This is a genomic window from Boseongicola sp. (genome assembly GCF_057460485.1).
Window position 1 is genome coordinate 1 of record NZ_JBVCWP010000007.1, and the last position, 15,859, is coordinate 15,859.

Annotated in this window: 12 protein-coding genes and 1 pseudogene; 10 read left to right on the top strand and 3 right to left on the bottom strand. The window is 59.0% G+C overall.

Annotated elements, in window-relative coordinates; genetic code table 11:
- The 10 genes and pseudogenes from AC221Y_RS02295 to AC221Y_RS02340 all read left to right on the top strand — a co-directional run.
- A pseudogene (locus tag AC221Y_RS02295) lies at window positions 1-191 on the top strand (tRNA (adenosine(37)-N6)-threonylcarbamoyltransferase complex ATPase subunit type 1 TsaE); the annotation flags it as partial.
- On the top strand, window positions 184-1,155 hold the full coding sequence (locus AC221Y_RS02300; RefSeq protein WP_299753805.1) for an aminoglycoside phosphotransferase family protein: 972 nt from the start codon (window positions 184-186) through the stop codon (window positions 1,153-1,155). The pseudogene AC221Y_RS02295 and the gene AC221Y_RS02300, both read left to right, overlap by 8 nt.
- Window positions 1,152-1,826 (top strand): nucleotidyltransferase family protein, encoded by a 675-nt coding sequence (locus AC221Y_RS02305; RefSeq protein ID WP_486706720.1) that lies wholly within the window; start codon window positions 1,152-1,154, stop codon window positions 1,824-1,826. The genes AC221Y_RS02300 and AC221Y_RS02305 overlap by 4 nt, the downstream gene beginning before the upstream one ends.
- A complete protein-coding gene (gene addB, locus AC221Y_RS02310) occupies window positions 1,819-4,800 on the top strand; it encodes a double-strand break repair protein AddB (protein ID WP_299753807.1) in 2,982 nt (993 codons plus the stop codon). Before AC221Y_RS02305 ends, addB begins: the two co-directional genes overlap by 8 nt.
- On the top strand, window positions 4,797-8,144 hold the full coding sequence (gene addA, locus AC221Y_RS02315) for a double-strand break repair helicase AddA (RefSeq protein ID WP_486706721.1): 3,348 nt from the start codon (window positions 4,797-4,799) through the stop codon (window positions 8,142-8,144). Before addB ends, addA begins: the two co-directional genes overlap by 4 nt.
- Before the next feature lie 56 nt (window positions 8,145-8,200).
- On the top strand, window positions 8,201-8,521 hold the full coding sequence (gene trxA / locus AC221Y_RS02320) for a thioredoxin (RefSeq protein ID WP_299749722.1): 321 nt from the start codon (window positions 8,201-8,203) through the stop codon (window positions 8,519-8,521).
- Window positions 8,522-8,670: 149 nt separating this feature from the next.
- On the top strand, window positions 8,671-9,228 hold the full coding sequence (hslV, locus tag AC221Y_RS02325) for an ATP-dependent protease subunit HslV (protein ID WP_299749719.1): 558 nt from the start codon (window positions 8,671-8,673) through the stop codon (window positions 9,226-9,228).
- On the top strand, window positions 9,225-10,532 hold the full coding sequence (hslU, locus tag AC221Y_RS02330) for an ATP-dependent protease ATPase subunit HslU (RefSeq protein WP_486706722.1): 1,308 nt from the start codon (window positions 9,225-9,227) through the stop codon (window positions 10,530-10,532). Before hslV ends, hslU begins: the two co-directional genes overlap by 4 nt.
- Window positions 10,533-10,969: 437 nt before the next feature.
- Window positions 10,970-11,323 carry an endonuclease/exonuclease/phosphatase family protein gene (locus AC221Y_RS02335; protein WP_299749713.1) on the top strand — a complete coding sequence of 118 codons (354 nt, stop codon included), beginning with the start codon at window positions 10,970-10,972 and terminating at the stop codon, window positions 11,321-11,323.
- Between the two features lie 1,008 nt (window positions 11,324-12,331).
- Window positions 12,332-13,552: an MFS transporter gene (locus AC221Y_RS02340; protein WP_299749710.1), complete on the top strand. Its 1,221-nt coding sequence runs from the start codon at window positions 12,332-12,334 to the stop codon at window positions 13,550-13,552.
- On the opposite strand, the gene AC221Y_RS02345 is transcribed toward AC221Y_RS02340, so the two are convergent.
- The 3 genes from AC221Y_RS02345 to AC221Y_RS02355 are packed head-to-tail and all read right to left on the bottom strand — an operon-like array spanning window position 13,538 to window position 15,810.
- Window positions 13,538-14,134, bottom strand: coding sequence for a Smr/MutS family protein (locus AC221Y_RS02345; protein WP_299749707.1), 597 nt, complete (start codon window positions 14,132-14,134; stop codon window positions 13,538-13,540). The genes AC221Y_RS02340 and AC221Y_RS02345 overlap by 15 nt on opposite strands.
- Window positions 14,135-14,137: 3 nt before the next feature.
- Window positions 14,138-15,148, bottom strand: coding sequence for a murein transglycosylase A (gene mltA, locus AC221Y_RS02350; protein WP_299749704.1), 1,011 nt, complete (start codon window positions 15,146-15,148; stop codon window positions 14,138-14,140).
- Window positions 15,148-15,810 carry a Tim44/TimA family putative adaptor protein gene (locus AC221Y_RS02355; RefSeq protein ID WP_299749702.1) on the bottom strand — a complete coding sequence of 221 codons (663 nt, stop codon included), beginning with the start codon at window positions 15,808-15,810 and terminating at the stop codon, window positions 15,148-15,150. The genes mltA and AC221Y_RS02355 overlap by 1 nt, the downstream gene beginning before the upstream one ends.
- Between the last annotated feature and the right edge of the window lie 49 nt (window positions 15,811-15,859).

A 15,859-nucleotide genomic window follows, 5' to 3' on the forward strand; every position in this document is an offset into this window, starting at 1 on the left:
AAATCATCGAGCTTGGGCTAGACGACGCGCGCGAAACGGCAATCACTCTAATCGAATGGCCCGATCGCCTCGGAAGTCTCGCGCCAAAAGACGCCCTGCGGATAACACTGGCTATGGACGGAGATGGCCGCACCCTTACTGCGTCGTGGGACGACCCGCGTCTGTCCATTCTCGGTGCAGAGAATGCCTAACAAGCGCGACTCATTCCTTGCCAGCGCAGGCTGGGCTGACGCCGCGCACTCCCCCGTCGCAGGAGACCTTTCGATCCGCCAGTATACGCGGCTCTCGAAAGGCAGTGCCTCCTCAATTCTGATGGAGTGCGGCCCTGCTATCGACACGTCGCTGTCCGACTTCCTCAAGATGACCGAATGGCTCCGCGCTCAGGGCCTGTCCGCGCCCGAGATATTTGCAGCCGACACCGCCGCTGGCCTCATCCTTCTGGAAGACTTCGGAAATGCCCAGCTCACAACGCTGATTGCACAAGATCCGACCTGCCAAATGCCCCGATACGACACACTCCTCGATACGCTGATCACCATCAGAAACGCGCCGCCGCCAAGCCTTGCAACACCCTCCGCCCGTGTGTTTTGCGAAGCTACCAAGCTGGTCGACATTTGGTATCCGGCAGCAAATACATCCGGCCTAGACGCATTTCGTGCCGGTTTAGAGACTGTTTTGGAGAAAGTGCTGCGCGCGCCGGCCACCGTTAGCCTGCGCGATTTCCATGCCGACAACATAATCTGGCTCCCCGAGAGAACGAACGCTCGCAAGCCCGGACTTCTTGATTATCAGGACGCTTTCCTCACGCATCCCGCCTATGACTTAATGTCCCTTCTGACAGACGCCCGCACCGATGTTGCTCCGAGCTTGCGTCGCGAGATGATTGCAGTCTACGCCTACCGCACAGGCGACAGCGTCGAGGCCCTCACCGAGGCGTTCTCGGCTTTTGGCGCCCAGCGCAATCTTCGCATTCTCGGCATTTTCGCCCGTGCCGCGCGACGCGACGGGAAAACCCAGCACCTCAAGGCTCTACCCCGTGTCTACGGGTATCTCAGTGAGTGCTGCTCCCACCCGTCTCTCGCCCCTTTCGCAGGGGATCTCACCGCCGCGCTGCCAGCGCCCGACGCCCGGATGATCGAAAGCCTGGCCCTATGATGCCCACTGACATCACGCTTATGATCTTCGCGGCTGGCTTCGGCACGCGGATGGGAGACCTGACACACGACACGCCCAAGCCGATGCTCCCTCTGCGCGGCAAGCCAATGATTGACCACACCCTAGATTTGGCAAAAATTGCAGGAATAGAGACGATTTATGCAAACACACACTATCGGCACGAGGCCATTGCCCCACATCTGGAAAGCAGAGGCGTCACGGTTCTGCATGAAGCCCCCGACATCCTCGATACCGGCGGAGGCCTCAAGGCCGCACTCGGTCATATTGGCTCGCCAACCCTGACGATTAATCCAGACTGTGACTGGTCCGGCCCCAACCCGCTGATCCATCTCATAGAAAGCTGGCAGGCTGACATGCAAGCGTTGCTCCTGGTCGTTCCCCCTGAGCGCGCCATCAATCGGACGGCAGAGGGTGATTTCAGTCTGTGCGGGACGCGTCTCACTCGCAGTGGCGATATGGTCTACACCGGTGCGCAACTCATCCGGACCGAACGCCTCACCGCGATCCCTGATCGTGTCTTCTCGCTTAACGCCTACTGGGATCATCTTGCCGAAACAGGCGATCTCCACGCCACGATCTACCCCGGTCGCTGGACTGACATCGGTACAAAAGCGGCTCTATCAAGGGCAAACGAGGCTTCTGGTGTTTGAGTCAGCCCAGAAGCCCCGCCTCTTCGGTGTACCGCTCGGCGTGGATTTCCCCGCCGATATCGTCGATCGCTGCCTTAAGGCATATCGCGATCAGCCGCCCGACGCCCTCGCCCGCCTTCACATCATCGTTAACACCGAACGGATGCGCCGCCGTCTGATTGACCTCTTTTCGGACGGTACGGCGCGCTTGCTGCCCCGCATTACCCCTCTCACCGCAATTGACCGCCTTGTTCCCGGCGCACCGCTTCCCACCGCAACCTCCAAACTGCACCGCACCCTGGAGCTCGCCCGCTTGATTAAGCCGCTCCTGGATGCGCCCGACCCGCCCGCGCCCAAAAGCGCGCTGTTCGACCTTGCCGACAGTCTCGCCGCTCTTCTCGACGAGCTCCACGGAGAAGCCGTCGATCCAGAAACGCTCCTCTCACTCGAAGTTCGGGACGAGTCCCACCATTGGCGCCGCAGTCTCGACTTTCTCAGCATTGTACAGCGCTACATCAACCTAAGCGGCACGACGCAAGCTGACCCCGACGCCCGACTTCGTGCGGCCACCGAAGTCCTCATTGATCGCTGGGCCGCGCGGCCGCTGGAAACGCCTGTGCTACTCGTCGGCTCCACCGGCTCGCGCGGCACCACATTCGACCTCATGACCGCCGTCGCCCGGCTCCCTCAGGGCGCGGTCGTCCTGCCCGGCTATGACCCTGATCTTCCAGAGGACGTGTGGACAACGTTGACAGACACCGAAGACTTCAGTCTTGAGGATCACCCCCAGTACCGGTTCGCAACGCTCGCCAAAGCGCTTGATCTCAATCCAAAAACCGAGATCCCAATCTGGACCAGTCGCTCTCCCGACCCCCTCCGAAACAAGCTCATTTCTCTGTCCTTGCGCCCTGCCCCCGTGACAAGCCAATGGCGCGCCGAAGGTCCAAAGCTTGGCGATCTAGGCTCCGCGACAAGAGGTCTGTCGTTGATCGAAGCGCCCCAGCCCCGCGACGAAGCGCTCGCGATTGCCGTTGCGTTGCGCGAAGCCGTCGAGAACGGCGAGACGGCGGCTCTGATCACACCCGACCGGACCCTTGGGCGTCGTGTCGCAGCAGCACTCACCCGCTGGAACATCATTCCCGATGACAGCGCCGGGCGCCCATTATCGCTCACGCCACCAGGTCGATTCCTACGGCACGTCGCGATCCTTTTAAAGGAAAGCCCTGGCGCTGAAGACATCATCGCACTGCTGAAGCATCCGATTACGCGAACCGACGGAACTGATCGTGGCGAGCACCTGCGCGCCACGCGTGAGTTTGAGCTGTTCCTGAGGCGCGAGGGGGAGGTGGCTATTACAGCCGAAACGCTCGATGCCTTTACTCTCCCGGAAAAGAAGCCAGAGTTCACAAACTGGGCGGCATGGCTCAAGACCATTCTCCGCGATCTGGCCAAACCCCCCGATGAGACTTTGGGTGCCGCCATCACGACGCATATCATGCTTGCAGAACGCATTGCGCAAGGCCCGGACGGAACCGGGACGGGCGAGCTTTGGGAAAAAGAGGCCGGCCGCGACACGCGTCAGGCACTCGTTTCGCTCCAGGACCCTAAGATCGCGGAAACGCCCTTAAGCCTTCCTGACTACCGCGCCCTTTTCGAGAAAACTCTCGCCAGCGGAAACACACGCGCCACGGACGCTTCGCATCCAAACGTTGTCGTTTGGGGCACTCTTGAGGCGCGTGTCATGGGTGTTGATCTTGCCATTCTTGGCGGCCTCAACGAAGGCGTCTGGCCCGCACGCCCCGATCCCGACCCGTGGCTGTCGCGCAAAATGCGCAGGCAAGCAGGTCTATTGTCACCAGAGCGTGAGATTGGCCTCTCGGCCCATGACTACCAACAGGCCATCGCCGCCCCCCGGGTGATCATTTCGCGCGCGCGGCGCGATGAGGACGCTGAAACTGTTCCCGCGCGATGGCTCAATCGCCTGACGAACCTGTTAAGCGGGCTGTCCGGCGAAGCGCCCGGTACACCTATCGCCGAAATGCGCGCTCGCGGCGCGCGCTACCTTCAGATCGCCACCCAACTTGACACACCTGAAGCCGCCCCCGCGCCCGCAATCCGCCCAGCCCCTGCGCCGCCCCTCAGCGCAAGAACACTGTCCTATACAGTCACCGACATCGAAAAGCTGATCCGCGATCCTTACGCCATCTACGCGCGCTATACCCTTCAACTTAAGGCTCTACAGCCGCTTCGCCCCGAACCGAACGCGGCAATGCGCGGCACAGTCTTTCACAGTATTGCCGAAACCTTTCTCACCTCCGCCCCCCTCTCAGGCCCAGAAACCGACGCCCAGCGTTTCCTTGAAATCGCGCAAGCTGAACTGGCAGCCAGCGTTCCCTGGCCCTCGGTCCGCGCGCAATGGCTGGGACATCTTTCGGCCATTGCGGATCAGTTCATCGCCGACGAAGCGCGCCGCCAACAGGACGCCACGCCTTTGGGCCAGGAAATTGAAGGGACCGTCGCCCTCCCTGGCTCGCCCTTTCGACTGCGCGGCAAGGCGGATCGCATTGATCGACGCTCCGACGGCCGGCTTGTGATTTACGACTACAAGACTGGCTCTCCCCCAAGCGAGAAGGAAATGCGCTACTATAAACGTCAACTTCTCGTCGAAGCTGTGATGGCTGAACATGGCGCATTTGGAGACATCCCCGCCACAGCTGTGGCCCGCGTTGATCACATCGGACTAAATCGCGCATTGAAGCAAACAGGCGTGCCGCTGGATTACTACAAAGCCGCGCGGTCCGAAGAGATCGACTATCGCACCGTCACAATCGAGGCCGAGCTTCGCCAACTTCTCAACCACTTCCATCAGGAAGCCCAAGGCTACATGTCCCGCCGCGCGATGGAGCGCGTCCGCTTTAGTGGCGATTTCGACCATCTCGCACGTTTTGGTGAATGGGACGAAACGCAGGATCCCAAAAAGGTGATCCTAAAATGAAACCGTTGACCCCAGCCTCAATTGCCCAGAACACCGCAGCCGACCCAAACGCCTCGACATGGCTCTCCGCCAACGCAGGTTCCGGCAAAACCCGCGTTCTGACCGATCGTGTTGCGCGCCTGCTGTTGCACGGCACCAACCCGCAAAGCATTCTTTGCCTGACCTACACCAAAGCCGCCGCCACGGAGATGCAGAACCGTCTGTTCAAGCGTCTCGGCGAATGGTCGATGCTGGACGACGACGCATTGCGCGCTGGCCTTGCCGAGCTGGGAGAAGACGCGCCCCCAAGCCTCGACCGTGCCCGCACTCTTTTCGCCCGCGCAATCGAAACTCCCGGCGGCCTCAAGATCCAAACAATCCACTCGTTTTGTGCAGCACTTTTGCGGCAATTTCCAGTCGAAGCCGGTGTCTCGCCGCAGTTCCGCGAACTTGACGACATTGGCCGCAACGAAATCTTTTTAGACGTCCTTGACGCGCTTGCTGAAAACAAACTCCCATCAATACCGGCTCTAACACGGCACTTTGCAGGCGAATCTCTCGTTGATCTCGCTGTCTCCATTGCTGGAGCAAGCGAGAACTTCCTGCCTGCCAACGCGCCCGCACCAACGCGATCCGATATCTTTGCGCATCTGGGCGCGGACCCGACAGCCACACCACAAGGCATTCTCGACGCAACAATTTCGCCTGGCGATTGGGACTTCCTGAAGTCCCTCGCGCCGCTCCTCGCCCAAGCCGAAAAGCCAACCGACACGACCCTAGGTCTCTGGCTTGCAGGGCTAGCCGAGAAACCGTGTTATGAATCGATTGCTGTCCTCGAAGACAAGCTGCTATCCGGCGCGAAAACCAAGGCGCCCTTCACAGCCAAAACAACCAGCCTCCCAACCAAGGACTTTCGAAACGGTCCCTTCGCCCCACATGGCGCGCGATTCCAATCCATCATGGAAGCGCTGGAAGTCAGGCGACCCGCGCGGGTCGCCTTCGAGGCCGCTGGAAAAACCCACGCTCTCCACGCCTTCGCGGCCGACCTCATTCCGGCTTACACCGCCGAGAAAAACGCGCGCGGAGTCCTCGATTTTGACGACCTCATCACCAAGGCCCGTGATCTTCTCGCCGACGAAGGTCTCGCATGGGTCCTTTACCGCCTGGACGGCGGCATCGACCACATTCTCGTCGACGAGGCGCAAGACACGAGCCCCGCTCAATGGCAGGTCATCAAAGCGCTTTCCGCAGAAATCACTGCTGGCGAGGGCGCGCACGCCGACCGGCCCAGGACAATCTTCGTCGTCGGCGATAAAAAGCAGTCAATTTATAGCTTCCAGGGCGCTGACGCTCAGCGCTTCGACACAACTGCCGAAGAGTTCGCCGAGAAGCTTAAGAACGCTGGTCAGCTTGCCCGCGAAGATCTCGTCTATTCCTTCCGCTCTTCCCCCGCGATCCTTCGCGCTGTCGATGCGACATTTCAAACAGCCTCCGACGGGCTTGGCAGCAAAGTTGAACACAAAGCGTTTAATGCAGACTTCCCTGGCCGCGTCGATCTTTGGGATCTCCAGCCCCTTCCAGACAAGCCCGAAGACCTTTCATGGCATGATCCAGTCGACCGTCTCTCGTCTGACTCACCGACCGTTAAGCTTGCGGAGCGTATCGCGATCAAGATCAAGGATCTTACAGAAACAGTCTCTATACAAGATGAAAGTGGCAATATTCGCCCGGCCACAGCGGGTGACGTCCTAATCCTCGTCCAGGGCCGCGGCGCACTTTTTGACAACATAATTTCCGCTTGCAAGCTCGCCAACCTCCCAATCGCCGGAGCTGATCGCCTTAAGGTCAGCGCAGAGCTTGCGGTGCGCGATTTGTTGTCCCTCTTGTCGTTCCTTGCCCTCCCAGAGGACGACCTCGCTCTTGCGACTGCACTGCGTTCGCCCCTTTTCAGCTGGAGCGAGCAAGACCTCTACACCCTCGCCCACCCGCGTAAAGGCTACCTTTGGCAAGCCTTGCGTGAACGCAAAGAAGACCACCCAAACACCCACTCCCGGCTGGATCAGCTACGCAAGGACGCGGACTTTCAACGCCCATTCGAACTTCTCGAACTTATCCTGACCCGGCACGGCGGCCGAAAGGCTCTGATGGCCCGCCTCGGCCCCGAAGCGGAAGACGGCATCAACGAGTTGCTCAATCAGGCGCTTGCCTACGAACAAAAGGGCGTGCCAAGCCTTACTGGCTTTCTCGTCTGCGCCAGCGCAAATGATGTTGAGATAAAGCGTCAATCTGACACCTCCGGAGGCCTCATTCGGGTAATGACTGTCCATGGCGCGAAAGGCCTCGAAGCGCCAATTGTGATCTTGCCGGACACCATGCGGGACGACCGCATTTCCAGGGGCACATTCCTTACCGACTCTTCTGACATGCCAATCTGGAACGTTTCACAAGACCTTGCGCCCGATTCAGTTAGGGTCGCGAAGGACATCCAAAAGGCAGCCGACGCCGAAGAGAGGCAGCGTCTCCTCTACGTTGCAATGACCCGCGCCAAAAGCTGGCTCATTGTCGGCGGCGTCGAAAAAAGCCATGGCGAAGGCGACAACCGCTGGCACCAAACAGTCAAGGACGGTCTCATTGCGGCGGGCGCAAGCCGCACAAAAGACAGCGATGGCTCAGAGATACTTCGCCTCGAACATGGGGTGTGGCCCTTACATAAAATGGCTAAAAGTCCCTATATAGAGACCAACGACACCTTGGTGTCACCGGTTTATCATACCCCCGTGAATACGCCGGCCGCACACGCAAATCCCATTACTCCAAGCGATCTCGGTGGCGCCAAAGTCATTGCCGGTGACAGCGACGAAGCGGATACAGAAGCCGCGATGCAGCGAGGGACGCACATCCACCTCCTGCTCGAAACATTGCCGCAGATTCCGGAAGATAGCTGGAATGCCGCCACCCGCCAACTTCTGCCAGACGTCGCCGATCCTACCGGCCTCCTCGACGAAGCCCGCCAAGCCATGCGGGCTTTCCCCGAAATCTTCGCCGACACGACACTGCCCGAGGTCGACGTGACCGCCCAGCTCCCAACTTTGGATCGCGCCCTCGGCGGCACCATTGATCGTCTCGTCATCACTCCGGATCGCGTTCTCGCTGTCGACTTCAAAACCAATCGAGGCATCCCAAATACGCCAGAAGACACGCCCGAAGGTCTGCTTCGGCAGATGGCCGCCTACCTTGAGGCCCTTGAGCAGATCTATCCAGATCGCCAGATCGACCTTGCGATCCTCTGGACAGCGGCCCCGTTACTTATGGACCTCCCACACGGCATCGTGAGGCAATCCCTTGCACGCGCCACTACATCTTGACCTCGGCCACAAGGCTTCTTAGGTTCGCACCCTTACCTGCTGCCAAGGAGACAGACATGGCTACCATCGCCGTCACAGACGATACATTCGACGCCGAGGTCCGCCAGTCGGACGTCCCGGTTGTTGTAGACTTTTGGGCCGAATGGTGCGGTCCTTGCAAGATGATCGGCCCGGCTCTGGAAGAGCTATCCGAGGAATATGGCGGTAACATCAAAATCGCCAAGGTGAACGTCGATGAAAACCCGAACTCGCCCGCACAGCTTGGCGTTCGCGGCATTCCAGCGCTTTTTCTGTTCAAAAACGGCGAAGTCGTCTCGAACAAAACCGGCGCAGCCCCTAAGGCAGCCTTAAAGAGCTGGATCGACGAGTCAGTCTGAGCCTACGACAAAGCCATCGAACCAGGCCGCCCAGTCAGGCGGCCTTTTTCATGGCTTACCCATCCAAATACTCCAGCAAGGCCCCAAAACCTTGCAGTCCCCGCACCAGGCAATCATATACATTCGAACTCGACAGGCAGGAGGCACCCATGGCCGACGACCAATTCCCCGGCTGGCATGGCACCACGATAATCGGCGTCCGTAAGGGCGGCGAAGTCGTCATCGCGGGTGACGGCCAGGTCAGCCTTGGCCAGACCGTCATCAAGGGAACCGCCAAGAAGGTCCGCAAACTCAGCCCTGGCGGCTACGACATCATCGCCGGATTCGCCGGATCCACTGCCGACGCCTTCACGCTTCTAGAGCGCCTCGAAGTCAAGCTTGAAGCAACACCCGGCCAGCTTCAGCGTGCCGCGGTCGAGCTTGCTAAAGACTGGCGTACAGACAAATACCTCCAGAAACTCGAGGCGATGCTCATCGTCACCGACGGAACTGAGCTTTACGTCGTGACCGGGGCAGGGGACGTGCTTGAACCCGAACACGACGTCACCGCCATCGGTTCCGGCGGGAACTATGCGCTGGCCGCCGGCCGCGCCCTCATGGATAGCGACATGAACGCCGAAACCATCGCCCGCAAAGCCATGGCGATCGCCTCTGACATCTGCGTTTACACCAACGGCAACCTGACCGTGGAAAGCCTGCCCAAATGACCGACCTGACCCCCCGCGAGATCGTCTCCGAGCTCGACCGCTACATCATCGGCCAAAGTGACGCGAAACGCGCTGTCGCCGTCGCCCTGCGCAATCGCTGGCGCCGCAAGCAGCTTGGCGATGATCTTCGCGACGAAGTTTATCCGAAGAATATCCTGATGATCGGCCCCACGGGCGTCGGCAAAACCGAGATCTCCCGCCGCCTTGCCAAGCTCACGAAGGCGCCGTTCCTTAAAGTCGAGGCCACTAAGTTCACCGAAGTTGGTTACGTCGGCCGTGATGTCGAGCAGATTATCCGAGACCTTGTCGAGGCCGCCATCACCATGACCCGTGACCTGATGCGGGATGAAGTTAAGGCAAACGCCCACGAGGCTGCGGAAGCCCGCGTCATCGCCGCCATTGCAGGCGAAAACGCCCGCGAGCAAACGCTCCAGATGTTTCGCGATAAACTCAAACGCGGTGAGCTGGACGACACCATAATCGAGCTTCAGCTCCGCGACCAATCCAATCCATTTCAGGGCATGGAAATCCCCGGCATGCCGCAAGGGCAGGGCGGAGGTATGGATCTCGGCGCCCTTTTCGGCAAAGGCCTCGGCGGCCGGACCGTGAAGAAGCGAATGACTGTATCGCAAAGCTACGAGATCCTTGTCGGCGAGGAGGCTGATAAGCTTCTCGACGACGAAACTGTCACGAAGCAAGCGCTTGAAGCGGTTCAGCAAAACGGGATTGTCTTCCTTGATGAGATCGACAAAGTGACCGCGCGCGCTGATGCGCGCGGTGCCGATGTTTCCCGAGAAGGCGTCCAGCGCGACCTCTTGCCCCTGATAGAAGGCACAACCGTCAGCACGAAATACGGACCTGTCAAAACCGACCACATCCTCTTCATCGCATCCGGCGCCTTCCATATCGCCAAGCCATCCGACCTTCTCCCTGAACTTCAGGGCCGGCTGCCAATCCGTGTCACCCTGCGCGCGCTCACCGAAGAAGATTTCGTCCGCATCCTCACTGAAACCGACAACGCGCTGACCCTGCAATACACCGCCCTCATGGGCACCGAGGGCGTCACCGTCACGTTCACCGACGATGGCATTGCCGCGCTTGCAAAAATCGCAGCCGACGTAAACCAGTCGATCGAAAACATCGGCGCACGCCGCCTCTACACCGTCCTCGAGCGCGTCTTTGAAGAGCTTAGCTTCAACGCCCCTGATCGCGGTGGTGAAAGCGTCACCGTCGATGCGTCCTTCGTAGACAAGAACCTCGGCGAACTCACCGCTAACGCGGATATAAGCCGCTACGTTCTCTAAATGCCAATCATGTGTTTCGACGGATGGGGCGGCAACCTTCAAGACCGGCTCATCCTCTGCCCGCAAGACGTCGTGCGCTCCCCGGAAACTGGCAAAACTGGCTGACCTACCGCGATGGCACCCACGCCTTAGCGCAGCGCGCCACCCTCTTCCCCGGTTTCGCCGCAGCGCTGCCCAATCACGTTGTCATTTTCTGCCCGGCCGCCCAGGGCGTCCTTTGGGACGAAAACGTCAGAGCCCCTCCCAAGGGGGCCTCGCAACCTTCATCCATATATCGCTTCGCATAATCGCCCAGCGCCAATCGTTCGTGTTCAAGGCATTCTCATCAGGCGGGTAAGGTGATCTGCCGCGGGTCCGATCCGCACACACCCTCCGCCTCCACGACTTTGCGCTCAACGCGTCCGTCGCCATCGCCCGCATGCACGGATTACGCGACCTTGCCGCAAAAAAGCGATACCGCGGAAAGAATGGTGCAGGCCAACCGCCTGATAGGCCTCGCAACCAGCGTCGCCGAGGCAAATGATGCCTTAGTCGTCTGCGGAGATTTCAACGTCGAACAAGATAGCAATGCGCTCGACATTCTCGCCGAGGCTCGCCTGTATGACCTCGTCACCGCGCACGGCTTCAGCGGCACACGCATCGCGGTTTACAAAAAGTCCGGTCGCTTCGCGGACTACCTATTGGTGAGCGAGAAGATAAAAATTGGCGGTTTTAAAGCGTTCTATTCACCTGAAGTCCCCGACCATTGCGCGCTGATCCTTGACGTCTGGTCTCCCCTTCCAATTTCGTGACGCGGCTACGCAAAGCCTTTGGTTTTCCTGATGCGACAATCCGGCCGATAGCCTTCTCAATCCTCTAACCGCAGCGTTGTGTCCTGATATAATGCCCCCGCATATCCTCGTAGTGTTCTTTGTCGCTGCTATCTGGGCCACCGCCTAGGTCGCAATCGAAGGCCTTTTGCGCGATTTGCGCCCGCTTTTGGCCACGGCGCTGTGTTTCTTTTTCGCTGCATTCCCTGCGTTGCTCGTCATTAAGCCGCCCAAAACCCCCCTCCGGAGGTTGGTTCTCTTCGGACCGTTTATGTTCATCGGACACCTCGGTTTCCCCTTCAGTACCGTGTACGCAGGCCTCACGTCCCTCATCCTTTCAGTCCACGCCTTCATCACAATCGCACTTGCGATTCTCTTTCTTGGGGAAAGGCCGTCGGTTTTTCAGCTGATCTGGGCAGGGCTGGCCTAAAGATATGCTGACGGGTGTGGTCTGGGGGTGTTTCGTCACACTTCCTCCGCTTTTGGCGCTGTCTATTGCCGCCTAAGGACCGGTGCCGATGATTGCGTCCTTTTCAAGCATCCAGCCACTGGGGGTCGCAGACCTTGCCTATATCATCTATGTCAGCGCCTGGCTTAGCGTCACCATCGGGAGCTCGCGATTGGCGCAATTCTCCTCCGCAACAGTCATACCCTTCGCGCTTCTGGTCGCCGTTGTCGGCCCTTTTTTATCCACCCTCGTCCTTTGAGGGTCGCTCCGATTCTGGAAATTCCTTGCCGCCGCTCTTTTGGTGACTGGCCTGGCGATCAACGTCCTTGGTCCACCGCTTCGGTCGCTAAGCCGCCCTTCACAGAGCGGCCGCTCGCGCCGCTATCCCCTGAATACCGACGCGACACCGACATCCTGTCCTGTCCAAAATCCTTTTTTCTTAAAGCCAGGCCTCACATTGCGCTGCGGAGGCCGCGCCCAACACACCAGACCTTGCACATTCAACACTTTTCATTCTCCAGAAACAGGCAGAAACACCCAGCATGTCTCTCGCATCTTTCTTGCGCGAAAACCGCCGCCCGTTGTCCGCCGGAGTCCTTCTGACGTTCTCGTCTTCCTACGGCCAAACCTATTTCATCGCTCTCTTCGCAGCTCAGGTCATGGCCGCCTACAACCTCACTGACGGACAATGGGGCGGTATCTACACCGTCTCGACCACAGCTTCGGCCATCGTGATGTTCTGGGCCGGTGCGCTGACCGATAGCTATAGGGTTCGCACGCTGGCATGGGGCGTCATTCCCGGCCTCGCGCTTGTCTGTCTTGCAATGGCCGCCAACTCGACGCTTGTTGGGCTGATCGTCATCATCTTCCTGCTCCGCTTGTTAGGGCAGGGCATGATGAGCCAGTTTGCCTCCGTCTCGATGGCTCGCTGGTTCGCCGGACGTCGCGGCTTAGCACTCTCAATTTCTGCCATGGGATTTGCCGTGGGCCAAGCGGTTCTGCCTGTGATCATCGCCGTCCTCTTTGTGTTTATGGACTGGCGCTGGATATGGGTCATAGCCGCCATTGCTATGCTTGCAACCTTCCCCGTTATCCTTCGTCTTCTGGCCGCTGAGCGCACCCCCCAGTCCCTTGCCGCCGCGGCCACCACGACCGGCATGGATAACCGGCACTGGACCCGTCCGGAGGTCCTGAAGTCCCCCATTTTCTGGCTTATCCTGCCAATGCTTCTCGGCCCCCCGTCATGGGGTACGGCCCTCTTTTTCCAGCAAGTTCATATCGCAAGCGTGAAGGGCTGGCCGCTTCTTGACTATCTCGCATTGATCCCGCTTTTGACCATCGTCTCGATCACCGTGACGCTAACAGCGGGCCAGCTTATTGACCGGGTCGGCTCGGGACGCATTATGCGTGTTTATCTTTTCCCGTGGATGGTCGGCTTCATCCTGCTCGCCTTCGCCAAGACACTCCCCGCGGCCTCCGTGTCATTCGTTTTCTTCGGGATTGGGATGGGCGTTCAGACAACCGTAATCACAACATTCTGGGCAGAATTCTTTGGGACCCGACACATCGGTTCGATCAAGGCCGTTTCTACAAGCATAATGGTGTTTGGCTCAGCCATCGGCCCCGGCATTACGGGCATGCTCATTGATTTCGGCTACTCGTTCCCCGACCAGATGCTCGGGATTGCCGCGTATTTCTTCATAGCGAACATTTTGGTGTGGATCGCCCTGAAGCGCGCGACGAAAGCCCTAGGTGCGGCGTAAATAGACATAATAGGCGCCACCACCGCCATGCCGTTGATGCGCTTCTGATACCTGTAAAACCAACGCGCCCAAGGGCGGACGCGACAGCCAGTCCGGCACCTGATGCCGCAAAACGCCAGCACGCACCGGGATTGGGCCGTCATCATTCGTGACGCGCCCTTTGCCGGTAATGACCAAAACCAAACGGCGGCCGCGTGCATGTGACGTGTGAATAAATGCGTTCAATGCTCCATGCGCCTCAGAAAGCCGCATCCCGTGCAAATCGATCCGCGCCTCGGGTTTGGTCTTTCCGCGCTTCATTCGCCCAAACGTTTTTTGATCCATCCGTAAGGGGGCCGTATCAAGCGACGCACCAACCGAAGGGGCAAGCCTGTGGTTTTGGGATACTGCCGTGCCTGCAGACCCGAGCTCAAAAGGAGAAATCGTCTTTCGCTCCGGCGCTCTCGCCGGTTTCTTCTTTGCCTTCGGCACGATCAAAACAGGCTTCATATCCCGCCCCTCAAGCGGACGCGCGGTCCGCGCAACCCTCTCCCAAAGGTCTTTTTCCTCAGGGTTAAGTCCCCGTGGCGACCGCCGCTTCACGGCTCAATTCCTCGCCAATGCGCGAGCACGCTGAGACGGCAACAAAACAATCATCCGACCAGAATCCCGAATGCGGCCAGCAATTTCGCCCGCCTCATCCCCCGACCCATAAAATATATCCGCCCTCTGCGCCCCTGCAATCGCCGACCCGGTATCTTGCGCGACCATAAGTCGGCGAAGAGGCTCTGCGCCGTCTTTCTCAAGCCATACCGGCGCGCCCAGCGGAACAATATCGGGATCAATCGCAATCGAGCGTCCGGCCGTAATGGGCCGGTTCATCGCCCCAAGCGGGCCTTTGCTATAGTGCAGCCCTTCAATCTCGCGAAAGAAAATATACGAGGGGTTGTGCCAAAGCATTTTCAGCCCCTTATGGGGATTTGCCCGCACCCATCTCTTTATCCGCTGCGCTGACGCCTCATGTTCCTCAAAAATGCCAAGACGAATCATTTCTCGTCCGACAGACCGGTAGGAATGGCCGTTCCTGCCACCAAAGCCAACGCGAACCACGCTTTCGTCCTCAAGACGAATGCGGCCCGAGCCCTGCACCTGAAGGAAAAATTTCTCAACCGGATCGGCCAACCATACAATTTCCAAACCACGCCCGGCCAAAACACCCGAGGTCTCAATCTCTTGCCGTGATAGCCAAGGCGCGCCGCGCGGGATATCGTCAGGAATCCGGTGCAGGGGATATTGATACGCGCCGGTTTGGTTGCGCGATCCCCTCAGCTCAGGCTCATAATACCCTGTAAAAAGCCCGTCTTCATTTCCGCCAATCAGAACCGGCTGAAATGCGGCCTCAAAGAACGCGCGCGCCGAGCCTGTAGCAGCCGCGCCCTTACAGGCAATCGCCCAGTCCGCATCCAGATCACCGCAGGTTTCCAGAAAGACGGAACGCGCGAGAACAAGATCATCGCGCGCCCAGCCGTCTAAATCGGACCACTTTAATGTCTTCGTATCGGCTTGAGCAGTGCCCACCATCAATGCGAGCGCAAGCCCTGCACCAAGTCCACGCATCACTCGCCGGTCGCGACCAAGTGCCAGTTGGGATCTGAGGCGCCCATTTTCCGCGAGAACGTCCAGACATCCCGTTGGCGTTTGATCTCGTTGGGGTTGCCCTCGATGATCTCGCCTTCACGGTTTTTTACAACCGATGAAAGCTCTGCCAGGAACTTGATCGTCACCTCACCCTCGGATGTCTCCCGATCAAATTCCGCCGATTTCAGCGCAATTTCACGAAGACCCACGAAGCTTGCATCAATCGTCAGGCCCTCGGCCTCGCGGCGATCAATTACGTCTTTAAACGTCTCGGCAACCTCGTCGCCCAGAAAGTCGCGCACTTCGGACAAATCACCACGCTCAAATGCCATCAATATCATCTCGTAAGCACCGCGCGCGCCCTCAAGAAAGCTACTGACACCAAAGCCGGGCTCGGCCATTTTCATGGCGGCCAGCGCTTTTGCGCTGCTCGAACCGTCTTCGACGTGATCGGTGATGTCACGGTCGGGACCGCCCTCGATCACGTCAAATTCCGGACGCCCAGAGCGCCGCGATGGGGTTGGCCCGGTCACCGGGGGCTTTTCAAAGCCGTCGCGCGTGCCAAGCACGCTGCGAAGCCGCAAAATAAGGAAAACGGCAATTCCGGCAAGGACAAGAAGTTGGATCAAGGATGAGCTCATTTTTTCTCTCGAAGTGCGAGGACTTGGGTTTCGGCGCGTCAGAGTACAT